The sequence below is a fragment of the Prauserella rugosa genome, from assembly GCF_000719975.1.
Classification (GTDB): Bacteria; Actinomycetota; Actinomycetes; order Mycobacteriales; family Pseudonocardiaceae; genus Prauserella; species Prauserella rugosa.
On the sequence record NZ_JOIJ01000005.1, the window covers coordinates 120,894 to 147,128 of the forward strand.

The 26,235-nt window shown below is 69.9% G+C and carries 21 protein-coding genes; 10 read left to right on the forward strand and 11 right to left on the reverse strand.

Annotated elements, in window-relative coordinates; translation table 11 throughout:
* Nucleotides 1–2: 2 nt before the first annotated feature.
* A complete protein-coding gene (gene paaI, locus IF64_RS0109085) occupies nt 3–392 on the reverse strand; it encodes a hydroxyphenylacetyl-CoA thioesterase PaaI (RefSeq protein WP_030531595.1) in 390 nt (129 codons plus the stop codon).
* A gap of 359 nt (nt 393–751) precedes the next feature.
* On the opposite strand from paaI, the gene paaZ reads away from it, so the two are divergent.
* The 8 genes from paaZ (at nt 752) to IF64_RS0109125 (ending at nt 8,934) form a co-directional block, all read left to right on the forward strand.
* Nucleotides 752–2,776, forward strand: coding sequence for a phenylacetic acid degradation bifunctional protein PaaZ (gene paaZ / locus IF64_RS0109090; protein WP_030531596.1), 2,025 nt, complete (start codon nt 752–754; stop codon nt 2,774–2,776).
* A 5-nt stretch (nt 2,777–2,781) separates the two neighbouring features.
* Complete coding sequence (gene paaA, locus IF64_RS0109095; protein ID WP_030531597.1) at nt 2,782–3,756, forward strand: 1,2-phenylacetyl-CoA epoxidase subunit PaaA; 975 nt, start codon at nt 2,782–2,784, stop codon at nt 3,754–3,756.
* On the forward strand, nt 3,753–4,037 hold the full coding sequence (paaB, locus tag IF64_RS0109100) for a 1,2-phenylacetyl-CoA epoxidase subunit PaaB (protein WP_030531598.1): 285 nt from the start codon (nt 3,753–3,755) through the stop codon (nt 4,035–4,037). Before paaA ends, paaB begins: the two co-directional genes overlap by 4 nt.
* A gap of 30 nt (nt 4,038–4,067) precedes the next feature.
* On the forward strand, nt 4,068–4,943 hold the full coding sequence (paaC, locus tag IF64_RS0109105) for a 1,2-phenylacetyl-CoA epoxidase subunit PaaC (protein ID WP_030531599.1): 876 nt from the start codon (nt 4,068–4,070) through the stop codon (nt 4,941–4,943).
* Nucleotides 4,937–5,455, forward strand: a complete 519-nt coding sequence (gene paaD / locus IF64_RS0109110; protein WP_030531600.1) for a 1,2-phenylacetyl-CoA epoxidase subunit PaaD — start codon at nt 4,937–4,939, stop codon at nt 5,453–5,455. The genes paaC and paaD overlap by 7 nt, the downstream gene beginning before the upstream one ends.
* Nucleotides 5,456–6,577: a 1,2-phenylacetyl-CoA epoxidase subunit PaaE gene (paaE, locus tag IF64_RS0109115; RefSeq protein ID WP_084705751.1), complete on the forward strand. Its 1,122-nt coding sequence runs from the start codon at nt 5,456–5,458 to the stop codon at nt 6,575–6,577.
* Nucleotides 6,578–6,694: 117 nt separating this feature from the next.
* Entirely contained in the window at nt 6,695–7,378 is a 684-nt protein-coding gene (locus IF64_RS0109120) for a sulfotransferase family protein (protein ID WP_246134781.1), read from the forward strand.
* Between the two features lie 122 nt (nt 7,379–7,500).
* Entirely contained in the window at nt 7,501–8,934 is a 1,434-nt protein-coding gene (locus IF64_RS0109125) for an arylsulfotransferase family protein (protein WP_036876155.1), read from the forward strand.
* Nucleotides 8,935–8,994: 60 nt separating this feature from the next.
* On the opposite strand, the gene IF64_RS0109130 is transcribed toward IF64_RS0109125, so the two are convergent.
* The 10 genes from IF64_RS0109130 to IF64_RS0109180 all read right to left on the reverse strand — a co-directional run bounded on the left by IF64_RS0109130 (nt 8,995) and on the right by IF64_RS0109180 (nt 23,740).
* Nucleotides 8,995–10,866 carry a serine/threonine-protein kinase gene (locus IF64_RS0109130; RefSeq protein ID WP_030531604.1) on the reverse strand — a complete coding sequence of 624 codons (1,872 nt, stop codon included), beginning with the start codon at nt 10,864–10,866 and terminating at the stop codon, nt 8,995–8,997.
* The gene (locus IF64_RS0109135; RefSeq protein ID WP_030531605.1) at nt 10,863–12,725 is read right to left on the reverse strand and encodes a serine/threonine-protein kinase; all 1,863 of its coding nucleotides are present in this window, start codon (nt 12,723–12,725) and stop codon (nt 10,863–10,865) included. Before IF64_RS0109135 ends, IF64_RS0109130 begins: the two co-directional genes overlap by 4 nt.
* Nucleotides 12,725–13,771, reverse strand: a complete 1,047-nt coding sequence (locus tag IF64_RS0109140; RefSeq protein ID WP_030531606.1) for a tryptophan--tRNA ligase — start codon at nt 13,769–13,771, stop codon at nt 12,725–12,727. Before IF64_RS0109140 ends, IF64_RS0109135 begins: the two co-directional genes overlap by 1 nt.
* Before the next feature lie 101 nt (nt 13,772–13,872).
* Nucleotides 13,873–14,685 carry an SGNH/GDSL hydrolase family protein gene (locus tag IF64_RS0109145; protein WP_030531607.1) on the reverse strand — a complete coding sequence of 271 codons (813 nt, stop codon included), beginning with the start codon at nt 14,683–14,685 and terminating at the stop codon, nt 13,873–13,875.
* A 160-nt stretch (nt 14,686–14,845) separates the two neighbouring features.
* Nucleotides 14,846–15,448: a hypothetical protein gene (locus tag IF64_RS0109150; RefSeq protein ID WP_145600462.1), complete on the reverse strand. Its 603-nt coding sequence runs from the start codon at nt 15,446–15,448 to the stop codon at nt 14,846–14,848.
* Nucleotides 15,449–15,614: 166 nt separating this feature from the next.
* Entirely contained in the window at nt 15,615–15,986 is a 372-nt protein-coding gene (locus IF64_RS0109155) for a hypothetical protein (protein WP_030531609.1), read from the reverse strand.
* Nucleotides 15,987–16,168: 182 nt separating this feature from the next.
* Nucleotides 16,169–16,747, reverse strand: coding sequence for a hypothetical protein (locus tag IF64_RS0109165; protein ID WP_030531610.1), 579 nt, complete (start codon nt 16,745–16,747; stop codon nt 16,169–16,171).
* On the reverse strand, nt 16,747–21,192 hold the full coding sequence (locus IF64_RS0109170; RefSeq protein WP_051757618.1) for a polymorphic toxin type 28 domain-containing protein: 4,446 nt from the start codon (nt 21,190–21,192) through the stop codon (nt 16,747–16,749). Before IF64_RS0109170 ends, IF64_RS0109165 begins: the two co-directional genes overlap by 1 nt.
* The gene (locus IF64_RS0109175) at nt 21,192–21,548 is read right to left on the reverse strand and encodes a hypothetical protein (RefSeq protein WP_030531612.1); all 357 of its coding nucleotides are present in this window, start codon (nt 21,546–21,548) and stop codon (nt 21,192–21,194) included. The genes IF64_RS0109170 and IF64_RS0109175 overlap by 1 nt, the downstream gene beginning before the upstream one ends.
* 254 nt (nt 21,549–21,802) lie before the next feature.
* On the reverse strand, nt 21,803–23,740 hold the full coding sequence (locus IF64_RS0109180) for a propionyl-CoA synthetase (protein ID WP_084705752.1): 1,938 nt from the start codon (nt 23,738–23,740) through the stop codon (nt 21,803–21,805).
* Between the two features lie 128 nt (nt 23,741–23,868).
* Between IF64_RS0109180 and IF64_RS0109185 the strand changes: the two genes are divergently transcribed.
* Both IF64_RS0109185 and IF64_RS0109190 read left to right on the forward strand, forming a co-directional pair.
* Complete coding sequence (locus tag IF64_RS0109185) at nt 23,869–25,545, forward strand: serine/threonine-protein kinase (RefSeq protein WP_030531614.1); 1,677 nt, start codon at nt 23,869–23,871, stop codon at nt 25,543–25,545.
* Nucleotides 25,542–26,216, forward strand: a complete 675-nt coding sequence (locus tag IF64_RS0109190; protein ID WP_030531615.1) for a lysoplasmalogenase family protein — start codon at nt 25,542–25,544, stop codon at nt 26,214–26,216. Before IF64_RS0109185 ends, IF64_RS0109190 begins: the two co-directional genes overlap by 4 nt.
* The last annotated feature ends 19 nt before the right edge of the window (nt 26,217–26,235 follow it).

Genomic DNA, 26,235 nt, shown 5'->3' on the forward strand with positions numbered 1-26,235 from the left:
GCTCAGTCTCGGATGCGGCCGACCGTCCGGCTTCGCCCGCGGAACTCGGCGACGACCTCGAGGCCGCCGGGGGTTTCGCGGTGCACGGTGACGTCGTAGATGCCGTTGCGGCCGTAGCGAGTGCGTTCCTCGGCCGTGGCGACGAGTTCGTCGCCCAGTCGCGCACTGGTGACGAAGGAGATCTCGGCGCCGGAGGCCACGGTGACGGGGCCGTGGCTGTTGCAGGCTGCGGCGAACGTGGTGTCGGCGAACAGAAACAGATAGCCACCGTGTGCGATGTCGTGCCCGTTCACCATCGGCGCGGTCACGGTCATCCGCGCCGTCGCGTGCCCGTGCTCGGCGCGGGTGACCTCGATGCCCAGCGCCGTCGACGCGGCGTCCGACTCGAGCATCGTGCGCGCCGATTCGGCGAGTTGCGCGGGCTGGGACACGAGGCTTCACCGCCTGTCGTACGCCCGGCGTCGTCGCCGGGAGCGCTGTCACGAGAGCCGGCCGCGGACGGCCGGAAGGGCACACGTCGTTACCGACCGAATGGACGGTAATGCCGGTGGCCTCCGAGTAAAGACGCGGGGCGATGCGGTGTCAAGAGCCGGTTCCGACGTGCGATCCGGAGTGGTCGGCGGGTTTCGCTCCCGCCGGGTAGCCGCTACGATCGGTTTTCCGACCGTTCGGTCGGTAAAGGTCGTTCGGTGGACCTGCTCGCACGGGACGGCTCGACGCATCGCTCAAGGACGAGGGAGCTGAGGTCCGCATGAGGATCCTGCGCAGTTACGTCGGCGGCCGCTGGCAGCAGGGCGACGGCGAAGGGACACCCGTGCACGACGCGGTGACCGGAGCCGAGATCGCCCGGGTGTCCTCGGCCGGGATCGACATGGCCGCCGCGCTGGAGTACGGCCGGCGCACCGGTGGTCCCTCCCTTCGCGAACTCACCTTCCACCAGCGCGCCGCGTTGCTGAAGGCGCTCGGTTCGTATCTGCGTGAACATCGGGACGAGCTCTACGCACTCTCGGCCCGCGCCGGCGCGACGCGCGGCGACGCGAAGTTCGACGTCGACGGCGGCATCGGCGTGCTGTTGGCCTACGCGAGCAAGGGCAAGCGGGAACTGCCCAACGACACCGTGTACGTCGAGGGCGACGTCGAACCGCTGAGCAAGGGTGGCGGCTTCGTCGCCCGGCACGTCGCGACGCCGCTGCGGGGCGTCGCGGTGCAGATCAACGCGTTCAACTTCCCGGTCTGGGGGCCGCTCGAGAAGTTGGCCCCCGCGTTCCTCGCCGGAATGCCGAGTCTGATCAAACCTGCCGGGCAGACGGCCTACCTCACCGAGAAGCTCGTCGAGCTCGTCGTCGGGTCCGGGATGCTGCCCGAGGGCTCGGTCCAGCTGGTGTGCGGAGATGCGGGCGACCTGCTCGACCACGTCACGGAGCAGGACGTCGTGTCGTTCACCGGCTCGGCCGACACGGCGCGAAAACTGCGTGCGCACCCGGCGATCGTCCGGGGCGCGGTGCGGTTCAACGCCGAGGCCGACTCGCTCAACTGCTCGATCCTCGGACCGGACGCGAAGCCGGGCACGGCCGAGTTCGACCTGTACGTCACACAGCTGGTCACGGAGATGACCGTGAAGGCGGGGCAGAAGTGCACCGCGATCCGGAGGGCGTTCGTACCGGCGGACCTGCTCGACGACGTCGCCGCGGCGGCGGCCGAGAAGCTGTCGTCGATCACCGTGGGCGATCCGGCCACCGCGGACATGGGAGCACTCGCCAGCCTCGAACAGCGTGAGGAGGTGCGGCGGTCGCTCAAGGCGTTGTGTGCCGCGGCGACCGTCGTGTTCGGCGATCCCGACCACGTGGACGTCACCGGAGCGGACGCCGAGCGCGGCGCGTTCCTCTCGCCGATCCTGCTCTCCGGCGATCCGGAACGCAGCGAACCGCACGAGGTGGAGGCGTTCGGGCCGGTGGCGACGTTGCTGCCCTACACCTCCACCGAACAGGTCGTCGACTTCGCCGCCCGTGGCCGCGGCAGCCTCGCGGGGTCGGTCGTGACCGGCGACGCCGCCTTCGCGCGCGAGGTCGTGCTCGGGGCAGCTGCGTGGCACGGCAGGCTGCTCGTGCTCGACACCGACGATGCGAGGGAGTCGACCGGCCACGGTTCGCCCATGCCGCAGCTCGTCCACGGCGGCCCCGGCAGGGCAGGTGGTGGCGAGGAGATGGGCGGCATCCGCGGCGTGCTGCACCACATGCAGCGCACCGCGGTCCAGGCGAGCCCCGCCGTGCTCACCGCGATCACCGGCCGGTGGACGCCCGGTGCGCCCCGCGTGGTGGACGAGGTGCACCCCTTCCGGAAATCGCTGGCCGAACTGCGGGTCGGCGACGCGGTCGTGGCGGGTCCGCGCACCGTGACGAGGGAGGACGTCGACCACTTCGCCGAGTTCACCGGCGACACGTTCTACGCCCACACCGACGAGGCCGCCGCACGCGAGAACCCGTTGTTCGGCGGCATCGTGGCGCACGGCTACCTCGTCGTGTCGCTCGCGGCCGGACTGTTCGTCTCGCCGGAACCGGGGCCCGTACTGGCCAACTACGGGCTCGAGAACCTGCGGTTCCTCACCCCCGTCAAGCCGGGTGACGCGTTGACGGTGACCTTGACCTGCAAGCAGATCACCCCGCGCGAGGGCGCCGACTACGGCGAGGTGCGCTGGGACGCCGACGTGACCAACGCCGACGGCGATTCGGTCGCCAAGTACGACGTCCTCACGCTGGTGGCGAAGGAGACGCGATGACCGTCATGGAATCGGCACCGTCCGAATCGGACCTCGAACGGCACTTCGAGGAGACGATCGGCAGGGACCAGCGGATCGAACCGCGGGACTGGCTGCCGGAGGGCTACCGGAAGACGATGATCCGGCAGATCGCCCAGCACGCCCACTCCGAGATCATCGGTATGCAGCCGGAGGGGAACTGGATCACCCGGGCGCCCTCGTTGCGCCGCAAGGCGATCCTGCTCGCGAAGGTGCAGGACGAGGCGGGACACGGGTTGTACCTGTACTCCGCGGCCGAGACCTTGGGCGCGGACCGGGACGAACTCACCGAGAAGCTGATCAGCGGACGGCAGAAGTACTCGTCGATCTTCAACTATCCGACGTTGACCTTCGCCGACGTCGGGGTGATCGGCTGGCTCGTGGACGGTGCGGCGATCTGCAACCAGGTTCCGTTGTGCCGCAGCAGTTACGGGCCGTACGCGCGCGCGATGATCCGCATCTGCAAGGAGGAGTCGTTCCATCAACGGCAGGGTTACGAACTGCTGATGACGATGATGAACGGCACCCAGCAGCAGCGGGACATGGTGCAGGACGCGACGAACCGGTTCTGGTGGCCGTCGCTGATGATGTTCGGTCCGCCCGACGACGATTCGCCCAACACGGCGCAGTCGATGGCGTGGAAGATCAAGCGGCACACCAACGACGAACTGCGGCAGCGCTTCGTCGACATGACGGTGCCGCAGGCCGAGGCGCTCGGGGTGACGTTGCCGGATCCGGATCTGGCGTGGAACGCCGAACGCGGGCACTACGACTTCGGCCGCATCGACTGGGCCGAGCTGAAACAGGTCATCTCCGGCGGCGGTCCGTGCAACGCCGAGCGGATGGCCAGGCGCAGGCAGGCCCACGAGGACGGCGCGTGGGTGCGTGAGGCGGCCGCCGAACACGCACGGAAGCAGCGCGAACGAGCGGTGGCGGCGGCAACGGAGGAGGTCGGCGCATGAGTGGGGACTGGCCGCTGTATGAGGTGTTCGTGCGGGGCAAGCGCGGGCTCAACCACGTCCACGTCGGCTCGCTGCGCGCCGCCGACGACGACATGGCGCTGCATCACGCTCGCGATCTCTACACCCGCCGCAACGAGGGCGTCAGCATCTGGGTCGTCAAGGCCGGCGACATCGCCGCGTCCAGCCCGGACGAGAAGGACCCGTTCTTCGCTCCGTCCGCGGACAAGGTCTACCGGCATCCGACGTTCTACGACATCCCCTCCGACGTCCCGCACATGTAGGACGGGCGAGCAGACAGGAGAGGCACGCTCATGGCCTTCGACAACGCCTACGAGGCGCTGGCCGACGCCCACGACGACTCCCGCTGGGCGTTCGGCACCGGGTTCGAGGACCCGCTCTCCGGTGTGGACACCGGTCTTCCCTCCGGAGTGGACGGTCCCGATCTGGCGCAGTACTGCCTGATGCTGGGGGACGACGCGCTCGTGCTGTCGCACCGGCTGCAGGAATGGTGTACCCGCGCGCCCGAGCTGGAGGACGAGGTCGCGATCGCCAACATCGGCCTGGACCTGCTCGGGCAGGCGCGGCTGCTCCTGGCGCGGGCAGGCAGGGCCGAGAACGGACCGGGGGAGGACGGCTACGCCTTCTTCCGCGCCGAGCACGAGTTCCGCAACGTCCGGCTCGTCGAGGCAGGCCGCGGTGACTTCGCCAGGCTCGTCGCCGTCCTGTTCGTCATGTCGACATGGCGACTCGCGGTGTTCCAGCGGTTGCGGACCTCTGCTGATCCGGTGCTCGCCGCGATCGCGGGCAAGGGCGTCAACGAGCTGGCCTACCACCGCGACTACGCCGCGGGGTGGCTGGTGCGGCTCGGCGACGGGACGGACGTCTCCCGCGAGCGCATGCAGACCGCGCTGGAGGAGGTGTGGCCGTTCGTCCCCGAACTGTTCGACACGCACGAGGTCGAACGGCGACTGGCCGGGGTGGCGATCGATCCCGCGGACACGCGCGCCGAGTTCGACGACGTCGTCTCCCACGTGTTCGGTGCCGCCACCGTGGCGGTGCCGGACGTGCCGCCCAAGGCGGGCGTGGCGGGCGGAAAGGGGCGCGACGGCAGGCACACCGAGGCGATGGGCTACCTGCTCGCCGAGTTGCAGAGCGTCGCCAGGGCTCATCCGGAGGCGACATGGTGACCTCGGACGCCGCGAAGGCGGCACCCACCGCACGGGCGGTCGCGGAGACGGTGACCGACCCGGAACTGCCCATGCTCACGTTGGCCGACCTGGGCGTGCTGCGCGAGGTCACCGAGTCCGCGGACGGGGTCACGGTGTCGATCACGCCGACGTACACCGGCTGCCCCGCCATGGACACCATGCGCGACGACCTGGTGCACGCGCTCCGGCGAGCCGGGTACGAGCGAGTGGATGTGCGCACCGTCCTGCATCCACCCTGGACCACCGACTGGATCACCGAGCGCGGCCGCGCCAAGCTCGCCGAGGCGGGCATCGCTCCGCCCGGCCCGGCTCCCCGGAGGCAGGCGGGTCCGGTGCCGATCCGTCTGCACCCGCCCGAGCGCAGGGTGGCCTGTCCGCGATGCGGCGCGGCCGACACGGACGCGGTGTCGGAGTTCGGGCCCACGGCCTGCAAGGCCGTCCGCCGCTGCCGCACGTGCGGCGAACCGTTCGAGCACGTCAAGGAGATCTGAGTGACCGCTTCACCGACTCCACCGGCCGCACCGCCGCAGCTCTCGGCGACGCCGGTTCGCTCCCGGTTGCGTGGCGAGTTCCACACGTTGACCGTGGCCGACGTCGACCGGCTGTGCTCCGACGCCGTCGCGGTGACCTTCGCCGTTCCGCCCGAGCTGGCCGCGGCGTACGAGTTCCGCGCCGGTCAGTCGCTGACCCTGCGCCGCACCGTCGACGGCAGGGAGGAGCGCCGGTCGTACTCGATCTGCGCCGCCGAGGGCGACGCGCTGCGCATCGGTGTCCGCGAGGTACCGGGCGGGCTGTTCTCGACGTGGCTGGTGCGCGAGGTGCGGCCGGGTGACGAGATCGAGGTCTCCGCGCCGACCGGCACGTTCAGTCCCGGCACCCGCGCGGGCAGGCACGTGCTGATCGGTGCCGGGTCTGGCATCACGCCGCTGCTGTCCATCGCCGCGACCGTCCTCGAAGATCCAGCTGCCACGGTGACCCTGCTGTACGGCAATCGCCGCAGTGACACCGTCATGTTCACCGACGAGCTCGCCGATCTGAAGGACCGCTACCCGCAACGTCTCGAGCTCGTCCACGTGCTCTCCCGTGAGCCGAGGGAGGCCGAGCTGTTCACCGGCAGGCTCGAACCGGACAAGCTGCGCGCGTTGCTGGCACTCGTACCCGAACCCGGCGAGGTCGACCACTGGTGGCTGTGCGGGCCCTACGGCCTGGTCACCGGCGCGGGCACGTTGCTCGGCGAGCACGGCGTGGCAGGCGAGCGCATCCACCGCGAACTGTTCTATGTGGACGACGTTCCGCCCACACCGGTGCGGCATCCCGACGAGGCGGCCACGGAGGACGGCTGCGAGGTCACGGTGGTGCTCGACGGACGGCGCACCACGACCACGCTGGCCCGTGACGTCCCCGTGCTCGACGGTGCCCAGCGCGCACGCCCGGACCTGCCGTTCGCCTGCAAGGGCGGCGTGTGCGGGACGTGCCGTGCTCGGGTGACCGACGGTGAGGTGACGATGCGGCGCAACTTCGCACTCGAGGACTCCGAGGTCGAAGCGGGGTTCGTGCTGACGTGTCAGTCGCTGCCGGTCTCGGCCGAGGTGACTGTCGACTTCGACGTCTGATACGCCCTTTTCTCCACTCGTTCGGTCTACGTCGGACGGCCCGTGTCGCTGAATCGCGCCGTCGACCCTCGTGCGTGAGCGGTTATCGGCGTTAGTTTCTGGTCGAAACGATGTCGAATGGGTGAGGGGTTGACCCGGATGCAGATCATCGGAGCCGGATTCGGACGAACCGGTACCGCGTCCATGAAAGCGGCATTGGAGCACCTCGGCTTCGGCCCGTGCTACCACATGTTCGACGTACTCCCGAGTCCGCAGCGCACCGAGGACTGGCGTCGGGTGGTCGACGGCGAGGACCGGGACTGGGAACGCATCTTCGCCGGCTTCGGCTCCACAGTGGACTGGCCGGGGTGCACGTACTGGCGGGAACTCGCCGACACCTTCCCCGACGCCAAGATTCTGCTGACCACCCGCGACCCGCAGCGGTGGTACGACAGCGTGTACAAGACGATCTACGGCTACTACACGGCCGACGTCGACCCCGCGATGCCCGAGGAACTGTCGGCGAAGTTCAAACCGGTCGTGGGCAAGCTGATCTGGGAGGGCACGTTCGGCGGCCGGTTCGAGGACCGCGATCACGCGATCGAGGTGTTCGAGCGGCACAACGCCGAGGTTCGGCGTAGCGTGCCCGCCGACCGGCTGCTCGAGTACGAGGTCGGTTCCGGATGGCGACCGCTGTGCGAGTTCCTGGGCGTCGACGTGCCGGACGAGGAGTTTCCGCACGTCAACGACACCGGGTCGATGCCCGACCTGGTCGGGCGGATCACCCGCGATGGCGCGATGCCCTCGCCGTTCGGCGGCTGACGAGGCGGAGGTTCGTGGTGACGGTGACCCCGACGACCCAGACGATCCCGACGACCCATACGACCCGGACGACCCGCACGGTGGCGAGGCGGCGGACGGCAGCACCGGCCGCACTGGCGGCCATGCTGATCACAGCGGCCGGTCTGGTCGCACCACCGGCGTACGCGCAGGACGAGGCGGACTCGCGGCAGAGCGCGTGGCGGTTCCACACCGAGCCGGACCTGACCCCGCCGCGCATCAACACTGTCACGCAGGCGAACGGCACCGCGCCGGGCGAGATCTTCCTGGCACCGTTGCCCAAACAGGACGCGGCGGGTCAACCGGGCAAGCTCATCGTCGACGACCGGGGCGATCCCGTCTGGTTCGCACCCAACGAACCGGGCGTGGCGACCCAGGACTTCAAGATGCAGACCTACCGCGGCGATCCCGTGCTGACCTACTGGGAGGGCAACGTCGTCGCGCCGCCCGGGTACGGCGAGGGCGAAGCCGTGATCATGGACAGCTCGTACCGTGAGATCGCGCGGCTGCAACTCGGTGGCGGGCTCCAGGCCGATCTGCACGACGTCGTGCTCACCGAGCGGGGCACGGCGCTGCTGCTCGGCTACGAGAAGGTGGCGAGGGACCTCACGCCGGTCGGTGGCCCCGCCGACGGGTCGGTGTTCGAGGGCGTCGTCCAGGAGGTCGACATCGACAGTGGTGAGGTGCTGTTCGAGTGGCGCAGTCTCGCCGACGTCGGTCTCGACGAGTCCTTCCTGCCCCTGCCAGAGGATCCCTCGTCCACATGGGACTACTTCCACGTCAATTCCGTGCAGGAGGACGGAAACGACGGTCTGCTGATCTCCGCCCGCAACACGCACGCCGTGTACCGCCTGGACAAGAACACCGGGAAGGTCGACTGGCGGCTCGGTGGCAAGCGCAGCGACTTCCGGATGGGCGAGGGCACCACGTTCGAGTGGGCGCACGACGCGCGCAGGCGGCCGAACGGCACGATCACGCTGTTCGACAACGGTGCGCCGCCGAAGGATCGTTCCCGGGCGATCACGCTCGACGTCGACGAGAACGCCGGAACCGCCTCGCTTGCGGGATCGCTCGAGCGGCCGAAGGCCGCGCTGAGCCCGAACATGGGCAACTACCAGGCGATGCCGGGTGGGAAGGCGTTCGTCGGCTGGGGCGGATCGTCGGGTTACACCGAGTACCACGCCGACGGCTCGGTGGCGTTGGACGCCGAGATCGCCGACGGGATGAACTCCTACCGTTCGTTCCGCAAGGAGTGGACGGGCACGCCCACCGACGACCCGGAGGTCGCGGGCGTGGTCGGCCAGGACGGCCCCACCGGCGTCTACGCCAGCTGGAACGGTGCGACCGAGGTCGCGTCGTGGCGTTTCCTCGCCGGGGACGACCGCGGCAGCCTCGAGCCCGCGGGCGAGGTACCGCGAACGGGTTTCGAGACGAAACTCGACCTGCCCGCCGACGCCGATCCGGCGTACGTCGCCGTCGAGGCACTCGACAGTGACGGCCGCGTGCTCGGCAGGTCGCCCGCCGAACCCGTGGAGTGATCGCCCGCCGGGCGGGAGTGCGGCCTCGTCCCGCTGCGCTCCCGCTCGGCGGTGGATCGCTCACTTGCCCGGGGGCGGGAAATCCTGGATCGTCGCTCCGGCCGCCTGCTGGAGCTGTTTGCAGGCGTTGCCGTTGGTGTTGAGGCTGTAGGTCATGCGGATCGTCTCGACGGTCGCGAGCATGTCGGACTCGTCGCCCTGGAAGTCGCGGTGCTTCCACTCGATGCTGCACATGCTGCCGCCCGAATCACGGGTGTAGGCGGTGACGTCGCCGATCCGCACCGGCTTGAGGTCGTTGTAGCTGTTCTCGCCGAACGCGCTCGCCGGTGAGAGTCCCACGGTGATGGTGCCGCTGCCCTTCACGGCTTCCCAGCTGCACGAGTCCAGCCCGTCGGCGGCCGTGGACTGCACGACGCCCGCCGTCTTGGCCAGCGTGTCGCCGTCGACGAGCGAACACACGTCGACGAGGGCCGCGCTCTCGTCGGGCAGATCCCGTACCGGCGGATCGAGTCGCAGCTTGTCGACCGCGATGTCGAGGCCCGTGCTCAGCTGGTCGCACCAGCCGTTGTCGTCGCTGCCGTAGAGCTGCAGCTGGATGCCCTGCTGGGGCGCCGACGGCAGGGCGACGTACTCGGTGCAGCCGCCGCTGCTGTGTTCCTTCAGCACGTCGAGGCCGCCGACCTTCTCGCCGGTCCCGGACGCGCGGGACCGGTCGATCGTCGCGCCGAGATTGAGCGTGAGTGATCCACCGCCGATTCCGCCCTCGCCGTAGCGGCACTGGTGCAGATTCGTCGAGTAGGGCGACGGCTGGAGTGTCGAATCACCGAGCTGTGCGCCCTCGAGGACCTTGCAGGGATCGATGGTCCGCAGCCGGTCGACGCTGAGTGCCTGCGCCGCGGGTTCGCGCTGTTCGGGCTCGATCGCGATGCCCTCCACCGGTGCGAGCCCCTGCACCAGTGACAGCGCGATGACGCCGGCGAGGGCGACGAGCATGCCGGTCACCGCGGGCCAACGGCGTTTCGCGGGCGGGGGCGGCGGTTCGGGTGGCGGCAGGGCCAGGACGTGGCGGACCTCCGCCTCCTGCGCGTCGATGAGCTGCTGGACCGGCATCGGCCACGTCGGGCCGTCGTGGTCGATGGGACCGACCATGTCCAGCAGCTGCTCGGGCGTCGGGCGGGCGTCCGGGTCGCGGGCCAGACATGCCTCGATCACCGGCAGGATCTCGGGAGGAACCCCGTCGACCTGTGGCGGCTCGTGGACGACGTTGTACAGCGTCTGCGCGGCGGTGGAGCCGGTGAACGGGCCCTGCCCGGTGGCCGCCATGACCAGGAGTGCACCGAGGGAGAACATGTCGCTGGCTGCGGTGAGGTCCTTGCCCTCCGCCTGCTCGGGCGACATGTAGGCGGGCGATCCGACCACTGTGCCGGTGCTGGTGAACTCCGCACCCTCCGCGGCCCGCGCGATGCCGAAGTCGATCACCCGGGGCCCGTCGGAGGTCAGCAGCACGTTGCCCGGCTTGAGGTCCCGGTGGATCAGCCCCGCCCTGTGCACGTCGGACAGCGCGACGGCCAGGCCTGCGATGAGCCTGCGCATCGAGGGCACGGGCAGGGGACCCGCGGCGTCGATGGCGTCGCGCAGCGAGGGGCCCGCCACGTAGACCGACGCGAGCCACGGCGCCTCGGCCTCCGCGTCGGCATCCATGACCGCCGCCGTGTAGGCACCCGACACCCGGCGCGACGCCTCCACCTCGTGGGTGAAGCGCGTCCGGAACCCCTCGTCGCGCGAGAAACTCGGGTGGATCCGCTTGACCGCCGCGACCCTGCCGTCCTGGCCGAGGCACAGGAACACCTGGCCCATCGCGCCCTCGCCGAGCAGTGCCAGCGGGCGGTAGTGGCCGATGGGGTGTGCCTGTTCGGGCTTCAGTGGCTTCATGGTGTCGGCAGTCCTTCACGGACGCGTTCCGCGAGCGTGCGGGTCCGTTCGCAGGCCTGCTCGCTCGTGGTCTCCTCGTCGCCGGACGGCGGGCTGTACTCGACCGTGACGACCTGGGCGTAGTGCTCGGCGGACTCGCCGTGTGCGGGCGCCTGCGCCCACTCGATGGTGCAGTTGTTCAGGCCGGAGGAGCCGGGCCGTTCGTAGGCGTCCTTGCCGCCCACGGTGATCTTGCGCTCGTCGTTGTCGGCGGGGTCGCCCTGCACGCGCAGGCCGACCGAAGCCCTGCCACCCGCGTTGTACTGGCACTCGTGGAGGTTGTAGGTCTCCGTGGAGGGAACCTGCCCGAAGACCTCCTGCGCCTGTTCCGGCGCGAGCACGGTGCACGGGTCGACCTCGGCGAGCTCGGCGTACCCGGCCTCCCACGTGTCCTTGCCGTCGCGAGCCTTGCCGATGACCGTGCCCATGTGCTTCTTGGCCACCTGGCACGGTTTGAATCCGCCGGGCTTGTCGGTGAGCTTGCTGGCACGGATCTCGATGCCGTTGGTCGGCTGGTCCGGCAGCAGCGCCGTGACGGTGCACGTCGTCGGGTCGCTCTTGCGGCTGAGCGCCGTGAGCCCGGCGATCTCCTCGGTGGCGGAGTCGCCGCTCGACATCGCCTTGTTGCCGAGGTCGAGGCTGATCAACGTCTCGTCCCCGGCGCGGAAGGTGCATCCGGAGTAGTACGAGTCGCTGGAGATCTCGAGACCGGGCAGCAGCTTGCACGGGTCGAGTTTGCGCAGGGAGACCGGCGCCAGCGGGCCCGTCGGCTGTTCGGAGGTGGGCGTCGTTGCCGAGGCGGTGGCCGCGACCGTGGTCGCCGTGCCTGCCTCGGGTTTCGTCACGCCGATCAGCGCCGTCGCACCCAGTGCGGCGATCATGACGAGCGCGGCGACGGCGACCACGAGACCGCCTCGAGAGCGGGACAGGTCGGCGCCGGACATGACGGCGTCCACGTCGGCCTCGCACCGGGCGATCTCCTGCTGCACCCGTGGCGGCCACGGGTTGTTCGTGGGCGGCAGGCTGCCGATGAGCCCGCGCAGCTGGTCCGGCGTCGGCCGCTGCGCCGGGTCGCGGGCCAGGCACGGCGCGATGATCGGCATCAGCTCCGGTGGCACCTTGCTGAGGTCTGGCTCGCCGTGCACGACGTTGTAGAGCGTCTGCGGGGTCGTCTTGCCCGCGTAGGGACTCTCCCCGGTCGCGGCCATCACCAGCAGCGTGCCCAGGGAGAACACGTCGCTGGCCGTCGTCAGCGTGCGGCCTTCGGCCTGTTCGGGCGAGGTGAACCCGGCCGAGCCGACCACCGATCCGGTGCTGGTGAGCTCGGAGCTGCCCTCCACGGCGCGGGCGATGCCGAAGTCGATGACCCTCGGCCCGTCTGCGGCCAGCAGTACGTTGCTCGGCTTGAGGTCGCGGTGCACGAGGCCGGCGCGGTGGATGTCGGCGAGTGCGGACACCAGTCCGGCGGCGAGGTGGCGCACCGCGGTCGGATCCATCGGGCCCGCCTTGTCGACCGCGTCCTGCAGCGACGGCCCCGGGACGTACACCGACGCGAGCCACTGCTGCTCGGCGTCGGTGTCGGCGTCCATCACGGCCGCGGTGAACGCGCCCGACACCCTGCGGGAGGTGTCGACCTCCCTGCGGAACCGTTCGCGGAAGCCCTGGTCGTGGGAGAACGCGGGGTGGATGCGTTTGAGAGCGGCAGGCCTGCCGTCGGGTGCGACGGCGAGGTACACGCGGCCCATGCCGCCTTCGCCGAGCATGGCCAGTAGGCGATAGCGGCCCGCGTACTCCTGTTCGCCTTCCCCCAGGACCTTCATTACCGCGCCACGCCCGTCAGGCCGATCGCCTCACGCACCGACGACAGCACCCGTTGCGCGCGCTCGCGGGCCTGGTGCGCGCCCTCGGTGAGGACGGTGTCGAGTTCGCTGCCCGGTTCCATCAGTGCCTCGTACCGCTCGCGCAGCGGTGCCAGCTCGGCGTTGAGGACCTCGAACAGCACGTTCTTCAGCTCGCCCCAGCCCATACCGCCTGCCTCGAGGCGTTTGCGCGTGTCGGCGACGACGTCGGCGTGGGCCTCGGAGGCGAACTGTTCGAGGATCTGGAACGGAGCCGAGCTGTTCGGGTCCTTCGGTTCCTCGACGGGGGTGCTGTCGGTGGGGATCCGCCGCACCAGCTTGAGAAGCTTCTTCTCCGGCAGGAAGAGCGGGATCGTGTTGTCGTACGACTTGCTCATCTTGCGGCCGTCGAGCCCCGGCAGCGTCTGGCTGTTGCCGTCGTCGGGGATGATCGCCTCGGGGATCTTGAACGAGTAGCGCTTGCCGTACACGTGGTTGAAGCTGCCCGCGATGTCGGCGGCGTACTCGACGTGCTGCAGCTGGTCCCTGCCGACCGGCACGACGTCCGACTCCATGATCAGGATGTCGACGGCCATGAGGATCGGGTAGTTGTACAGGCCCATGTTCACGCCCGCGTCCGGGTCCTCGCCCGCTTCGACGTTGCGGTCGCGCGCGGCCTTGTAGGCGTGGGCCCTGTTCATGAGGCCTTTGCCGGTCATGCAGGACAGCACCCAGTTGAGCTCGAAGATCTCGGGCACGTCGGACTGCACGTAGAACGTCGTGCGTTTCGGGTCGAGGCCCGCGGCCAGCCACGTCGCGGCGACCGAGCGGGTGTACTGCCGAAGTTCCTCGGGGTCCCGCACGCTCGTCAGGGCGTGGTAGTCGGCGATGAAGTACACCGAGTCGTAGTCCTCGGCCAGTCTCAGCGCAGGCCGGATGGCGCCGATCAGGTTGCCGAGGTGGGGTTCACCGGTCGGCTTGATACCGGTCAAGGAGACCTTGGCTCCGCTGGTTACGGCCTGTGACATGGCTGCCATCCTACTGACCGGGGCGGTCGTGATCGTCGGAAGGCGTCAACTCGTGTGACGCTTCACCGACGGTCGTGGGTCGTGCGCGGCTGGTGGCGGCGTCAGGCCGGTTTCGGCGTGTCGCGGTCGCCGGTCAACAGATCGCCGAGGACGGGCAGAAGCTGCGGCCGTTTGGGCGTGAAGCCGTCGCCGGAGCAGCGTCCGGTGAGGTAGTTGACGACGCGGGTGCGTGCCGAGGGCAGGACCGATTCCCACACCCACCGGGCGTGGGCGAGCATGCCGGGGGAGTCGGGTTCGCCGGGGAGCGGTTCGAGCCAGCTCTTGTCGTACGGCAGCCCGAGCGCGTCGAGCGTGTGGCCTGCGACGCGGCGGTGTCCGTGTTCGCTGAGGTGCAGCCGGTCGCGGCCGAAGTAGCGCAGGTCGTGCACGGATTCGTCGGGCCACAGGTCGACCAGGCGTGCGCCGTAGGTGTCGGCGGCTTCGCGCATGACGTCGTTGAACGCCTCGATGCGGGAGCCCATCCAGCGCACGGCGGGGATGCGGTGGGAGACGTCGCTGAGGGTGAAGACGACGACGTCGGGTGCGATGTCGGTGAGCAGGCGCACCGCGGCGCGGACGCGTTTCGTCACGACCTCGGCCCGGTAGCCACGGGTGGTCATGAGGTCGTTGGCGCCGCCGAACAGGGCGACGAGGTCGGGTTCCAGGTCGGCGGCCGCGGGGAACTGTTCGACGACGATCTGGTCGAGGCGCCTGCCCCGGACGCCCAGGTTGGCGTAGCGCAGGGTGGGTTCGTCGGCGGCCAGTCGTTCGGCGACCAGGTCGGCCCACCCGCGGTAGACGGGGCGGCCGGGATACAGGTCGTCGAGACCTTCGGTCAGGCTGTCGCCGAGCGCGACGAAACGCTGGTACGTCATCTTCCGCTCACACCCCGTTTCTCTTCTCGACACCGTGGCAACCCAGTGTTCCAGTGTGGTTCGCGTTCTGCCGGGGTGTCGGCTGCGAGGGCGCGGGCGTTAGCGAGGTGTGACCTGAGCGGCCCCTGATCTGCGCGGGTCCCTGTGCGGTCGGCGCGGGTCAGCGGAAGACGGAACCTCCGAAGTAGTCGTCGTCGTCCGGTTCGTCGGTGTCGGCGGATGTGCGCGGTGGACGCCTGGTGTCGCGTTCGGGGCCGCGGTCTTCCGGGGTGGAGCCGGTGCCCGTGTTGGTGCCGGTCGAGGTGTTGGTGGCGGGGTCGTCGCGCGTGTCGTCGGTGTCGTCGGCGTCTTCGCGGGGTGTCGACGCGGAGCCGGGGACGGCCGGTCCGCCCGCTTCGATGATCTCGTCGAAGTCCTGGCCTTCCTGGATCATCGTGTAGGCGGCGCGCATGCCGTCGACGCCGTGTTCGAGTGCGGCGCGGACCTGTGGGTCGTCGAGGAATCGGCCTGCGGAGATGTCGTTCCAGGACAGGTCGCCGCGGTCGATGCGCTGCTGGAGTTCGCGGAGTTCGCGCGGGGCGGCGGAGCTGCGGGCGTGCTGTTCGATCTGCTGGATGTCCTCGGCGGACAGGCCGCCCTGGGAGGTGTTGCGGGACAGTTCCTTGGCGCCTGCGATTCTCTGGTCGAGGCCGACCTCGGCTTCTTCGAGCTGGGCCAGTGCTTCGCGGATCTGCGGGGTCTGCCAGGCGTTCGGGTCGGTCATGCGCTGCTCCCTTCCGGTTCGGGCGATTATGTCGGGGTTCGCGGTGACACGACAAAGGAGGCGGGCCGCGCGTGGCCGCGGTGTACGCAGTTGGGAGTCGGCTGGGCTCAGAACAGTGGCGGTTCGCCGGGTGGGCGCGGGGTGGGGACCGGCTGTCGTCGGCCGATCACCTGGCGCTATCCGTGTCGTCGGCCGACAGTCGTCGATGCTCGGCGTCCTCAGCGGTCCGATACAGCTCGCCCCAGGCGACGACCCGGACATCGTCGGTGTTGATCTGGGAAACGTCGGTGACGTCGATCAGTGGGCGGGCGATGAAAACGAAACAGGGGAAGGCGTCGATGGGGTCGACGGTGGCGCCTTCGAAGCGGGCGGCGAGGATCAGTTGGTCGACGTCATCGTGGGCGGCTGAGCGGAGTGTGGCGTCGACGAGAAGGCATTGTTTTCCCGTCGGGAAATGCAGGGTGCGGCGATAACGGCATTCGCGGACGGGTTGAAAGGTCCGGCTCTCGAGCGAGCTGAGATAGAGGGTCGCGGTCATGGTGGAGCTCCTGGGCTGTCCGTGTCAGAGATTCGGCATGGTGTGGTCGAGTCGGCCGGCGTTGTCGACGATCGCTCGGCCGCGCTGGCCGGTCGGGTTCAGTGAGAGTCCGGCGCGGGTGGTCATGACGATCGAGGGCTCCGGGCCCGGCTCCCCACGGCGATCGCATTGGCGGCGAGTGTTCAGTGTTCGCCCTCGCCGAGGTACTCCCAGGAGGCGAGGATGACGCGGTCGAACTCGGATGTTCCGGGCATCGGCCGTCCGTTCTCGTCGGGCGACGGGGGCATGACGTTCCGCAGGCACACCGCGGCGTGCATGCGCTGTGTGGGCAGGCGCAGCTCGTCGAGGGCCACATCGATGATCGCGGTGAAGATCTGCCGGTCGGTCGCGTCCCATTCGGGGGTGCCGTGCAAATAGCGGGCGGCGGAGTTGAGTGCTTGCGTGGTCGCATGGCCGGCTTCGTCCCCGGGGATGCCGCGGAGCAGGCGGAGCATGGCGTCGCGGTGGTCGCGCGCGCGGCCCCACACGTCGCTCAGTACGTGGAGCGCCTGAGCGGCCACCGTGGGGTCACGGTCGTCGAGATACCGCGCCACGACGTCGGTGTTCCGCGCCGGCGCCGCGACCATGCCGACGATCATCAACGCCCGGTACGCGTCGCTGCCCGAGAGCCCCTCTGCGAGCGACTCCTCGACGAGACCGATCTCGCGAGGAGTCAGCTCGCCGGCCTTCGCCTGCTGCAGTAACTGCTCGAGGTCCAGCATCAGGAGATTCTCGCCTTGCGTTCCTCGTGCGGCACCCACTGTTCCGTGTAATCGAGGAACCGGCTGTACCGGCTCAACCGGTCGGTGGTGTCGACACGGGTTTGTTCCTCGAGCCCCGGGTGCCCCAGTTTCCGCTCCATCGCCTGGATCTCGTTGACCACACCCTGCTGCGAGTTCGCCACTTCGGTGATGTGGTCGTACGGGGTGCCATCGGCCTTGCGTGCGACCACCTCGCCGCCGATCTCCCTACGTGCGGCGTCCAGATGACGGTCATCGAGCGCTTCGCCCAGGTTCCCGAGTTCGCTGCGCGTGGATTCGTGGCACTGCGGTGCCAACCCCAGTGGGTCGAGCAGCCGGTACGGGTTCGCCACGTAGCGGTGCTGATTCGGCCCGCCTTCCAGTCCCAACGGGTCGGCGGCGGTGTAATGACCCGCTGCCGGGTCGTAGTAGCGGAAGAAGTTGTAGTTGTCGCCGGTTTCCTCGTCGTGGTACTGGCCGGGGAAGCGGAGCGGGCAGGACGGTCCGGTCGTGAGCCGGGAGACGGCCTGACCCCACACGGTCGTCTGGTTGCGCCACGCGAGGTCGCCGTCCGGGGCGACCATCTCCATCGGGGTGCCGACGAGGTCGGTGACCAGGGCGTAGAACTGGCGATCCACCCACTCCTGCGACGCCGTCGCGGCCATCTCGGGCCGGCCCCGTTCGCGCTGCGTGATCGGACGGAACGAACCGGGGGCGAAGTCCCACGTCGTCACACCGTCCGCGGCGCCGCTGCCACGCACGGCCTGCTCGGCCACCGTGACACCGTCCCATGCGAACTCGACCGACTCGACCACATCGTCCGCATCGGACAGCCGGTGTTTGGCGATGCGCCTGCCGATCGGGTCGTAGACGTACCTCCACCTCGAACCGTCCGGAGTGGACACTGCGACGAGGTGGTCCTCGGCGTTCCACGTGAACGTCCACGTCTGCTGACGTCCGGACAGCGTGCGGCGGCTGCGCTGCACGACCCGGCCCTGCGCGTCGTGCCGGTAGACGGTGCCGCCCGCCCTGCGCACGATCGTCCCGGTGTACTCCCGCGGACCCTGCGACTCCGGGTTGCCCGCACCGTCCGGCGTCGCGGGCCACGTGCCGTGCGTGACGTTGCCCGCCGCGTCGTAGGCGTACTGCTCGGTCCAACCCTGGCCACGCACCGCCGTGATCCGGCCCGCGGCGTCCAGCTCGAATCGCCGCGAACCGCCGAGGTGGTCGTCGATCACCGCCAGGTAGCCGTCCTGGTGGTAGCGGTAGGCCCGCTGCTGCACCACGCGGGCGGCCCCGGTCGCGCGGTGCGGATCCACCGCCGTGATGGTCTGCGAGGCCAGCCGGTGGTTGGCGTCCCAGCCCTGTGCGATCGCCGCGCCGGCGTCGAGCTGCCGCCGGACCTCCCTGCCCGCGGCGTCGTAGGCGAAACTCATGGTGTTGCCGCCGCTGGTCAACGTGCGCGGTCGGCCGTCGGCGTCGTAGGCCCACGTCGACTCGGCGCCGCTCGGCGTGGTGCGGGAGATGCGGCGCCCCAGCACGTCGTAGACCGACCGCACCGCGGAGCCGTTGACCGTCTCGGTGAGCACCCGGCCGACCGCGTCACGTTCGTACCGCAGCTCGGCATCCGGCGACGCGGCCGACAGCAGCCGACCGGCCGCGTCGAACTCGTACGTCGTCACGGTGTCGCCGGCACGCTTCTCGACGACGTTGCCGAGCGCGTCCCTGGTGAACTCCACGCGCTCGCCCGCACCGTTGACCCTGGCGATCAGCTGTCCCGCCTCGTCGTGCTCGTAGCGCAGTTCGCGGCCGTTGAAGTCGACCTCCGACGTCAGCCTGCCCGCGGCGTCGTAGGTGTAGCGCCACACGAGGCCCTGCGGGTTGCGCACCGCGACCAGCCGCAGCGCGGCGTCGTGCGTGAACTCGAGTCGCGCGCCGTCCGGTGCGGTCTGCGCGACGGGCAGGTCGAAATGCCCGTACTGGGTGCGCGTCCGCTTCCCCACGGGGTCGACGTGTTCGACGACGTTGCCCTCGCCGTCGTAACGCCACCGCTCCGTCGAACCGTCGGGCAGCGTGCGGGACAGCAATCGGCCCTCGATCGTCCACGACATCCGTGTCGTGGCGCCGGACGGGTCGACAATGGACGACACCCGCCCGAAGACGTCCCGGACGTACCGGGTAGTCCCGCCCGCTGCGTCGACGACGTTCACCGGAAGGCCCGCCGCGTCGGTCTCCACCCTCCGCGTGTTGCCGAGGGCATCGGTGACGGACGTCAGAGCGCCCTTGCCGTCGTAGGTGTATCGCGTGATCGCGCCGGTGGGGTCGGCGAACGAGACGAGGTTGCCCGCGTCGTCGTAGAACCGCTGCCAGGTCGCCCCGTCCGGTTCGACGATCCGGGTCGGCAGGCCGAACGCGTTGTACTCGGCCGTCACCTCCGACCCGTCGGCCTGCGTCACCCGCGTGACGTTGCCGCGCTCGTCGATCTCGCGCCGGACCGTGCGTCCCAGCGGGTCGGTCACGGACAGCAGGTCGTTGTAGCTCGTCCACTGCCTCGTCGTGGTGGCACCGAGCGGATCGGTCTCGGTGACGAGCTGCCAGCGCTCGTTGAAGCCGTACGTCGTGGTCGCGCCCACCGCGTCGGTGTATCGGCGGATGCGGTGGGTGTCGTCGTATTCCCAGCTGCCCGTGAGCGCATCACCCGAACCGGAACTGGACGTGACGCGGCCCTCCGCGTCGTAGTGGTAGCGGTACCACTCGCCGTTACGGTCCGTCCACTGCGTGATCCGGCCTTCTGCGTCGTAGTCGAACCGCATGGCCTGCGACGACGAGTTGTACACCGCGACGAGCTGTCTGCGGTCGTTGTAGTCGTAACTGGCGACGGTGATCGGCGGGCCGGAAGGATTGGCCAGCCACAGGCGCGTGACGAGACCGTCGCTCGAGTCGAGACCGAGCCGGTAGCCGGCCGAATGCACGAGCTCGGCCGGAACGTCGCCGTCGTACCGGACGTCGATCCGGTTGCCGTTGCGGTCCTGAACGGACGCCAGCTGCTGGACGCGAGTGCCGGGCAGGAAGGTGAGTGTGCGCCCCGTCTTCGGCTGCTCGATGCGGTACAGGCCTTCCGCGGTGCACGACAGCGGCCACATCGAGCCCGCCGACGGCAGCACCGACGCCCCGCCCGGTTCGGGCCGCGGGTACTTCAGCCGCGCACCGTCCGGAGCGGCGAAGTACACCGCGTCGGGCTCCACCTCGATGCGCTGATCCACAGTGGACGCCCAGCTCCTGCCGAAGAACCGGCCGACGCGGTAACCCGAGAAGTGGGTGCGCTCGAAGACCAGGGTCAGCAGGCCGGGAAGTTCCAGATCCCGCTGGGTCATGAACATCTGGCCGGTCGCGAGGTCGACCGGGTCGCCGGAACCGGGAACGCAGTCGCCGGGCCGGGACTCGCTGTTCTCGTCGCCCGCATTGGCGGCCATGGAGTCCTGGGTTCCGGAATCGGAGGGCCTGCTTCCCGCCGGCGCACCGCCGGAGTCGGGTGCGCCCGTGGTGCCGCTGCCGGAGGTGCCGTCCTGCCTGGCGTTCGACCGCTCCTCGGCGAGACCGCGTGCGTTGTCCCGTGCACTGTCCCTGGCGTCCGCGTAATCGCCCGCGGCGCTGGACACCGACGTCGCACCGCTGCGGACATCGTCGACCCCGCCCTTGATGTCGAACGCACCCTGCACACCGGTGTTGCCTGCGTTGATGACGTCGTTGAGGTTGTTCGCCTCGCCCAGCTGTCCCAGTGCCGAACCGACGGACTGCACACCCTCGAGGACCGCCTTCGCGCCCTCGATGATCTTCTGGATCCCGTCGATGAGATCCATGATCGCGTTGTAGATCTGGATGCCGTCGTAGACGATCTTGACGGCTCGGGCCCAGCCGACCACCGGGATCGGCAGCATCGCCGCCGCCTCGATCAGCTTGTTGACGAGTTTCTCGATCAGTTCCAGCGCCTGATCGCACGCCCGCTTCGAGCCATCGGCCACTTTGGACAGTGCGATGCCGATGGTCTTGGCGACCTGGGCGTCCGCCTCGATGCCCGTGGTCCACAGGATGCCGATCTCGCGGTGGAAGCTGGTGGCGGCCGGTCCCTGCCACGCGGGCTGGAGCTCGGTGAGTCCGTTGTTGAGGTTGTTCCGGACGGCCTGCAGCGCGTCGCGAACGTTGTTCCACTGCGCGGCGCCCTGCGCGATCTTCTCGAAGTCGCCGGTGATGGGCGTGATGATCGACGAGACGAGGTCCTCGCCGACGACCTTCTCCCACACCCAGTTGACGGCCTGCACCTGGAACCCGGCGTCGGCGATGGCGTCCTCGACGGAGGAGCCGCCCTCGAGGCCGGGGTCGCGCTGCAGGAGGTCGCCGGGGGACTCGATGTCGGCGTAATCGCCCATCAGGCACCACCCGGGGTCGGCGGCGGTGTCGCGGAGTCGACCTTGTTGCCGATCGTGAGGATCTCCGACTGCGACTCCTGCTCATTGGTCTCGTACCGCTTGGCGGTGTCCTCGAGCTTGGCGCCGACCTCGTCCATCTTCTTCGAGGCGAACTTCAGCGTCTCGCCGTACAGCTCGACCACGCCCGTCACCGCGGGAGCGAGCAGCGCGAGCAGGCCGGTGTAACCGCTCGTGTCGCCGCCCTTCTCCCTCGCGTGTGCGGCGATGGTCTTGAAGTGCTGTGCCTGTCGCTCGGCGAGGTCGCGGTATCCCCGGATCTCACCGGGTTCGACCTCGTGGCCTCCCCCTGCCGTCATTGGCTCCCCACCCCAGTCGTGTGCCGAGTAGTTCGTCCGCTTCGACGGCCCATCCTCTCGCACGGTTCCTCGGGTGGGAAGCCGGATCCGCGGGTGGAACGCCGGCGTGCGCAGGTGGAGTGAACCTCCGCCCACCCGAACAGGTAGGGACCACGCGCGAGCGCCGGGCGAGACGCGAGCGTCGTGACCGGCTACTGAGGACGGTCACCGACGGCCAACGCCCGCCCGGCCTCGACCGCCGGGCAGGCCCCGGCCTACCGGGGACGCAGCACCTCGGTCAGCGCCGTCAGCACGTTCGGATCCTCGATGGTCGAGGGCACCGGTTCGTCCCGGCCGTCGGCGATGCCGCGCATGGTCTTGCGCAGGACCTTGCCGGAGCGTGTCTTGGGCAGTGCCTCGACGACCGACACGTCGCGGAACGCAGCAACGGGACCGATGTCGCGGCGCACCGCGGCGACCAGTTCGTCCCGCAGCTGCTGCTCCGGGATGTCGACGCCCGCCTTCAACACCACGAACCCGCGCGGCAGCTGTCCCTTGAGCTGATCGGCCACGCCGATCACCGCGCACTCGGCGACGGCGGGATGCGCGGCGAGCACCGCCTCCATCGAACCGGTCGACAGGCGGTGGCCCGCGACGTTGATGACGTCGTCGGTGCGGCCCATGACGAACAGATAGCCGTCGGAGTCGACGTACCCCGAGTCGCCGGTGAGGTAGTAACCCTCGTAGCGCGAGAGGTACGCGTCCTTGAACCGCTCGTCGTCGCCCCACAGCGTCGGCAGCGCACCGGGAGGAAGGGGCAGCTCGATGGCGATCGCGCCCTCCTGGCCCGCGGGCAGCCGCTCGCCCGACTGGTCGAGGATCTGCACGTTCCAGCCGGGCACGGGCATCGTCGCCGATCCCGGTTTCACCGGCATGGGCTCGAGTCCGCGCAGGTTGGCCGCGATGGGCCAGCCGGTCTCGGTCTGCCACCAGTGGTCCACGACGGGGACGCCGAGCTTGTCGTGCGCCCAGTGGTAGGTCTCCGGGTCGAGGCGCTCACCCGCCATGAACAGCGTCGTGAACCCGCTCAGGTCGTACTTGGCCAGCTCGGCGGCGTCCGGGTCGACACGTTTCACGGCTCGCAGCGCGGTCGGCGCGGTGAACAGCGCCGTGACCCCGTGCTGCGAGATCACCCTCCAGAACGCACCGGCATCCGGCGTGCCGACCGGTTTGCCCTCGTACAGCACCGTCGTCGCCCCGATGAGCAGCGGTGCGTAGACGATGTAGGAGTGGCCGACCACCCAGCCGACGTCCGAGGCCGTCCACCACACGTCACCGGGGTGGATGTCGTAGACGGCACCCATGGACCAGGTCAGCGCGACGGCATGGCCACCGCAGTCGCGGACGACGCCCTTGGGCTTGCCGGTCGTGCCGGAGGTGTAGAGCACGTACAGCGGGTCGGTCGCCGCCACCGGCACCGGGTCGGCGGGCGTCGCGGTCGCCATCAGGTCGTTCCAGTCCACGTCCCGGCCGGTGAGCTCGCACCGGCTCGCCTCCCGCTGCAGGACGACCACCCGATCGGGCTGGTGTTCGGTGGTGGCCAGCGCCTCCTCGATGATGGGTTTGTACTCGACCACCCTGCCCGGTTCGATGCCGCAGGAGGCCGCGACGATCGCCGTCGGCCGGGCGTCCTCGATGCGCGCGGCCAGCTCCTTCGGCGCGAACCCGCCGAACACCACCGAGTGCACTGCGCCGATGCGTGCGCACGCCAGCATCGCCACGACCGCCTCGGGCACCATCGGCATGTAGATGATCACCCGGTCGCCCTTGCCCACACCGAGCGAGGCGAGGCCACCGGCGAACCGGGCGACCTCCTCGGTCAGCGCCGCATAGGTGTACGTGCGCTGCGACGACGTCACCGGCGAATCCCAGATCAACGCGGGCTGGTCGCCGCGGCCGGCCTCGACGTGCCGGTCGAGCGCGTTGTAGGCGGTGTTCAGCTCGCCGTCGGGAAACCACCGGTACAGCGGTGCCCTGGAGTCGTCCAGTGCCTTCGAGGGCGCCTTCGTCCAGCTCACGCCGCGGGCGGCTTCGAGCCAGAAACCCTCCGGGTCATTGATGCTGCGCTCGTAGGTGTCGGCGTACGCGCCCATCGCGGCTCTCCTTAGTGCTCTGCGCTGAGTCCGGTGATTGTCGACCGTAGGACGTTGCATGTGCGCTGCACCAGAGCAACGCCGGGCGAGGTGCATGCGTCTATGTCTGGGGCGGCCGACATACTGTGTGCACCGGCACGGCCCGAACGCCGGGGACGTCATCAGCGACACGCACGAAGGAGCGAGAGGTGGAATCGATCGCTAGCTCGTTGCTGTCGCTGGCGTACCGGATCTTCCAGCCCGGGTTCTGCCCCGGCGACTGGGTGTGGGCCACGAGCATGGCGGGTCTGCTGATCGGGCTGTGGCCCGTGGCGGGCGCGTTCGTCATCGCCGTCGTGCGCAAGTTCACCGGCAACCGCTACGGCGGTGCGCCGCTGATCGCCATCGGCGCCATCGCCGTGGTCAGCGTCTTCGTGATGCCGTGGCTGCTCGCCAGCGGCGTCTCGAGCAGCTACCGGGACATCTTCGGCGGCGGCACCGGCGGGCTGACCCAGACCGACGTGGCCAACATGTCCAGGGAGTTCTGCTTCGTCGGGACGCAGACCGAGTACCTCGGCGGAGGGCAGAACGTCTACGAGACGCTGTTCTACCCGTCCGACAGCGCCCTGGCCTACGGCTACTACCTGGCCGGACTGGTCGGCCTGCCGATCCTCACGCTGCTGGCGATCATGCTGCTCGGCCGCGTGGCGCTGCGCCGGGGGCCGAAGTGGCCCGGCCGGTTCATCTGGGGCTCCTACGTCGCGTTCGTCCTGCTCTCGGCGGGTGTCGAGGCCAACACGGCCATCCACTTGTGGATCGGGTTCCTGCCCGCGGTCATCCTCGGCGTCATCCCGGTGGCGATCATCGGCCCGCCGAGCTGGTCGACCATCCAGAACTCCGACCGGCCACCGGAGCCGCGTCCGCAGCCGAGGCCCGAACCACGGCCCGAACCGGAGCCGGCCCCGCCGCAGCGGCAGTACGCGCCGACCGCGGTCGCGCCCTCGCCGCCCCCGGTCGCGGCGGCCGCGGTCCCGCCGGCCGCATCCACGGCGGGTGACGGCCGGTTCGAACGGATCCGGCGTCTCGGCCAGGGCGGTTTCGGCACCGTGTGGCAGGCCAGGGACACCCAGCTCGGCCGCATCGTCGCGCTGAAGATCGCCCACGTCACCGATCCGGACACCGAGGAGCGGATGCGCCGCGAGGCGCGGGCACTGGCGATGCTGTCGCACCCGAACTGCGTGCGCGTCTACGACCTGGTCGAGGAACACGACGGCCTGGCGCTCGTGATGGAGTACCTGGAGGGCAGGTCGCTTGCCGACATGGTCGACACCGGCGGTGCGCTGGACGACCAGGCGGCGGGCAGGCTGTGGGCCACGCTCGCGGGTGCCCTCTCGGCCGCCCACGAGAAGGGCGTGCTGCACCGCGACATGAAGCCGTCGAACGTGATCGTCGACCCGCAGGGTCTGCCGCACCTCATCGACTTCGGCATCGCCCGCAGCAAGAACGACGCCAAGCTGACGGCCACCGGCATGATGATCGGCACGCCCGACTACACCGCGCCGGAGACCGCCGAGGGCAAGGAGGCCACCCCGGCCTCGGACGCCTGGCAGCTCGCCGCGACCGTCAGTTTCGCCCTGTCCGGCCATCCGCCGCGGGGCACACGGGAGACCCCCATGGCCGCGTTGATGGCCGCCGCGCGCGCCGAACCGGCCAGCCATCTGCCCGCCCAGAGCGTGCACGCACGCCTGCTGCGCGCGTCGCTGGACCCGCAGCCGCGCAACCGCCCCACGCTGGCCGCGGTGGAGCGGGAGGTCCAGGGCTGGCTCTCGCGCATCGGCTCGTCCGCGGACGGCCCGGTGACGCGGATCGTGCCGCGCTCGCAGTGACCGCCCATCCGGCGAGGGTCCTGCTGGGCGCCTACACGGTCGTGTCGGCAGGACACCTGGTCGTGCAGCTCGCCGGGCCTGCGTGGTTGTCGCGGCCCACCCAGATGCTGCTCATGCCGTTGCTCGCCGCGTGGCTGTGGTGGGCCGCCCCGGCGCGTACCCGGCTCGTACGGCTCGCGACGGCGGCACTGGCGTTGTCGTGGCTCGGGGACTCGCTGCCCGCAGCCTTCACCGGTGATACGGCGTTCCTGGCGATGGTCGGCGGCTTCCTGCTGGCCCAGCTGGCGTACGCGGCCGCGTTCTGGCCGTATCGCCGGGAGTCGGCGGCAGGCACCCCGTTGGCCGCGGGCTACGTCGTCGCATTCGGGGTGTTGTTCGTGCTGTGCGCCCCGGGTGCGGGCGCGTTGGTGGTGCCCGTCGCCGTCTACGGCGGCTGTCTGACGCTGATGGCCGTGCTCGCCACGGGTGCCGACCGGCTGGCGGGAATCGGCGGGGCGGTGTTCTTCTGCTCCGACGCGCTCATCGCACTGGGTGCCTTCGCCGACTGGTACGACCCGCCGGTCGAGGGGTTCTGGGTGATGCTCACCTACCTGACCGGCCAGGCCCTGCTGGCCGCAGGCGTGCTGCGTCGCGTGCGGTCGGAGGCCGCCACCGGGTGCGCTGTCGGGTGACCCGAGTGGGCTGTCGGGC

What these genes read in the sequence shown, in the direction of transcription:
- paaI (WP_030531595.1), bottom strand. Translation starts at nt 392, where the DNA reads ATGCTCGAGTCGGACGCCGCGTCGACGGCGCTGGGCATCGAGGTCACC.
- paaZ (WP_030531596.1), top strand. Translation starts at nt 752, where the DNA reads ATGAGGATCCTGCGCAGTTACGTCGGCGGCCGCTGGCAGCAGGGCGAC.
- paaA (WP_030531597.1), top strand. Translation starts at nt 2,782, where the DNA reads ATGGAATCGGCACCGTCCGAATCGGACCTCGAACGGCACTTCGAGGAG.
- paaB (WP_030531598.1), top strand. Translation starts at nt 3,753, where the DNA reads ATGAGTGGGGACTGGCCGCTGTATGAGGTGTTCGTGCGGGGCAAGCGC.
- paaC (WP_030531599.1), top strand. Translation starts at nt 4,068, where the DNA reads ATGGCCTTCGACAACGCCTACGAGGCGCTGGCCGACGCCCACGACGAC.
- paaD (WP_030531600.1), top strand. Translation starts at nt 4,937, where the DNA reads ATGGTGACCTCGGACGCCGCGAAGGCGGCACCCACCGCACGGGCGGTC.
- IF64_RS0109120 (WP_246134781.1), top strand. Translation starts at nt 6,695, where the DNA reads ATGGGTGAGGGGTTGACCCGGATGCAGATCATCGGAGCCGGATTCGGA.
- IF64_RS0109125 (WP_036876155.1), top strand. Translation starts at nt 7,501, where the DNA reads ATGCTGATCACAGCGGCCGGTCTGGTCGCACCACCGGCGTACGCGCAG.
- IF64_RS0109130 (WP_030531604.1), bottom strand. Translation starts at nt 10,866, where the DNA reads ATGAAGCCACTGAAGCCCGAACAGGCACACCCCATCGGCCACTACCGC.
- IF64_RS0109135 (WP_030531605.1), bottom strand. Translation starts at nt 12,725, where the DNA reads ATGAAGGTCCTGGGGGAAGGCGAACAGGAGTACGCGGGCCGCTATCGC.
- IF64_RS0109140 (WP_030531606.1), bottom strand. Translation starts at nt 13,771, where the DNA reads ATGTCACAGGCCGTAACCAGCGGAGCCAAGGTCTCCTTGACCGGTATC.
- IF64_RS0109145 (WP_030531607.1), bottom strand. Translation starts at nt 14,685, where the DNA reads ATGACGTACCAGCGTTTCGTCGCGCTCGGCGACAGCCTGACCGAAGGT.
- IF64_RS0109150 (WP_145600462.1), bottom strand. Translation starts at nt 15,448, where the DNA reads ATGACCGACCCGAACGCCTGGCAGACCCCGCAGATCCGCGAAGCACTG.
- IF64_RS0109155 (WP_030531609.1), bottom strand. Translation starts at nt 15,986, where the DNA reads ATGACCGCGACCCTCTATCTCAGCTCGCTCGAGAGCCGGACCTTTCAA.
- IF64_RS0109165 (WP_030531610.1), bottom strand. Translation starts at nt 16,747, where the DNA reads ATGCTGGACCTCGAGCAGTTACTGCAGCAGGCGAAGGCCGGCGAGCTG.
- IF64_RS0109170 (WP_051757618.1), bottom strand. Translation starts at nt 21,192, where the DNA reads ATGGGCGATTACGCCGACATCGAGTCCCCCGGCGACCTCCTGCAGCGC.
- IF64_RS0109175 (WP_030531612.1), bottom strand. Translation starts at nt 21,548, where the DNA reads ATGACGGCAGGGGGAGGCCACGAGGTCGAACCCGGTGAGATCCGGGGA.
- IF64_RS0109180 (WP_084705752.1), bottom strand. Translation starts at nt 23,740, where the DNA reads ATGCAACGTCCTACGGTCGACAATCACCGGACTCAGCGCAGAGCACTA.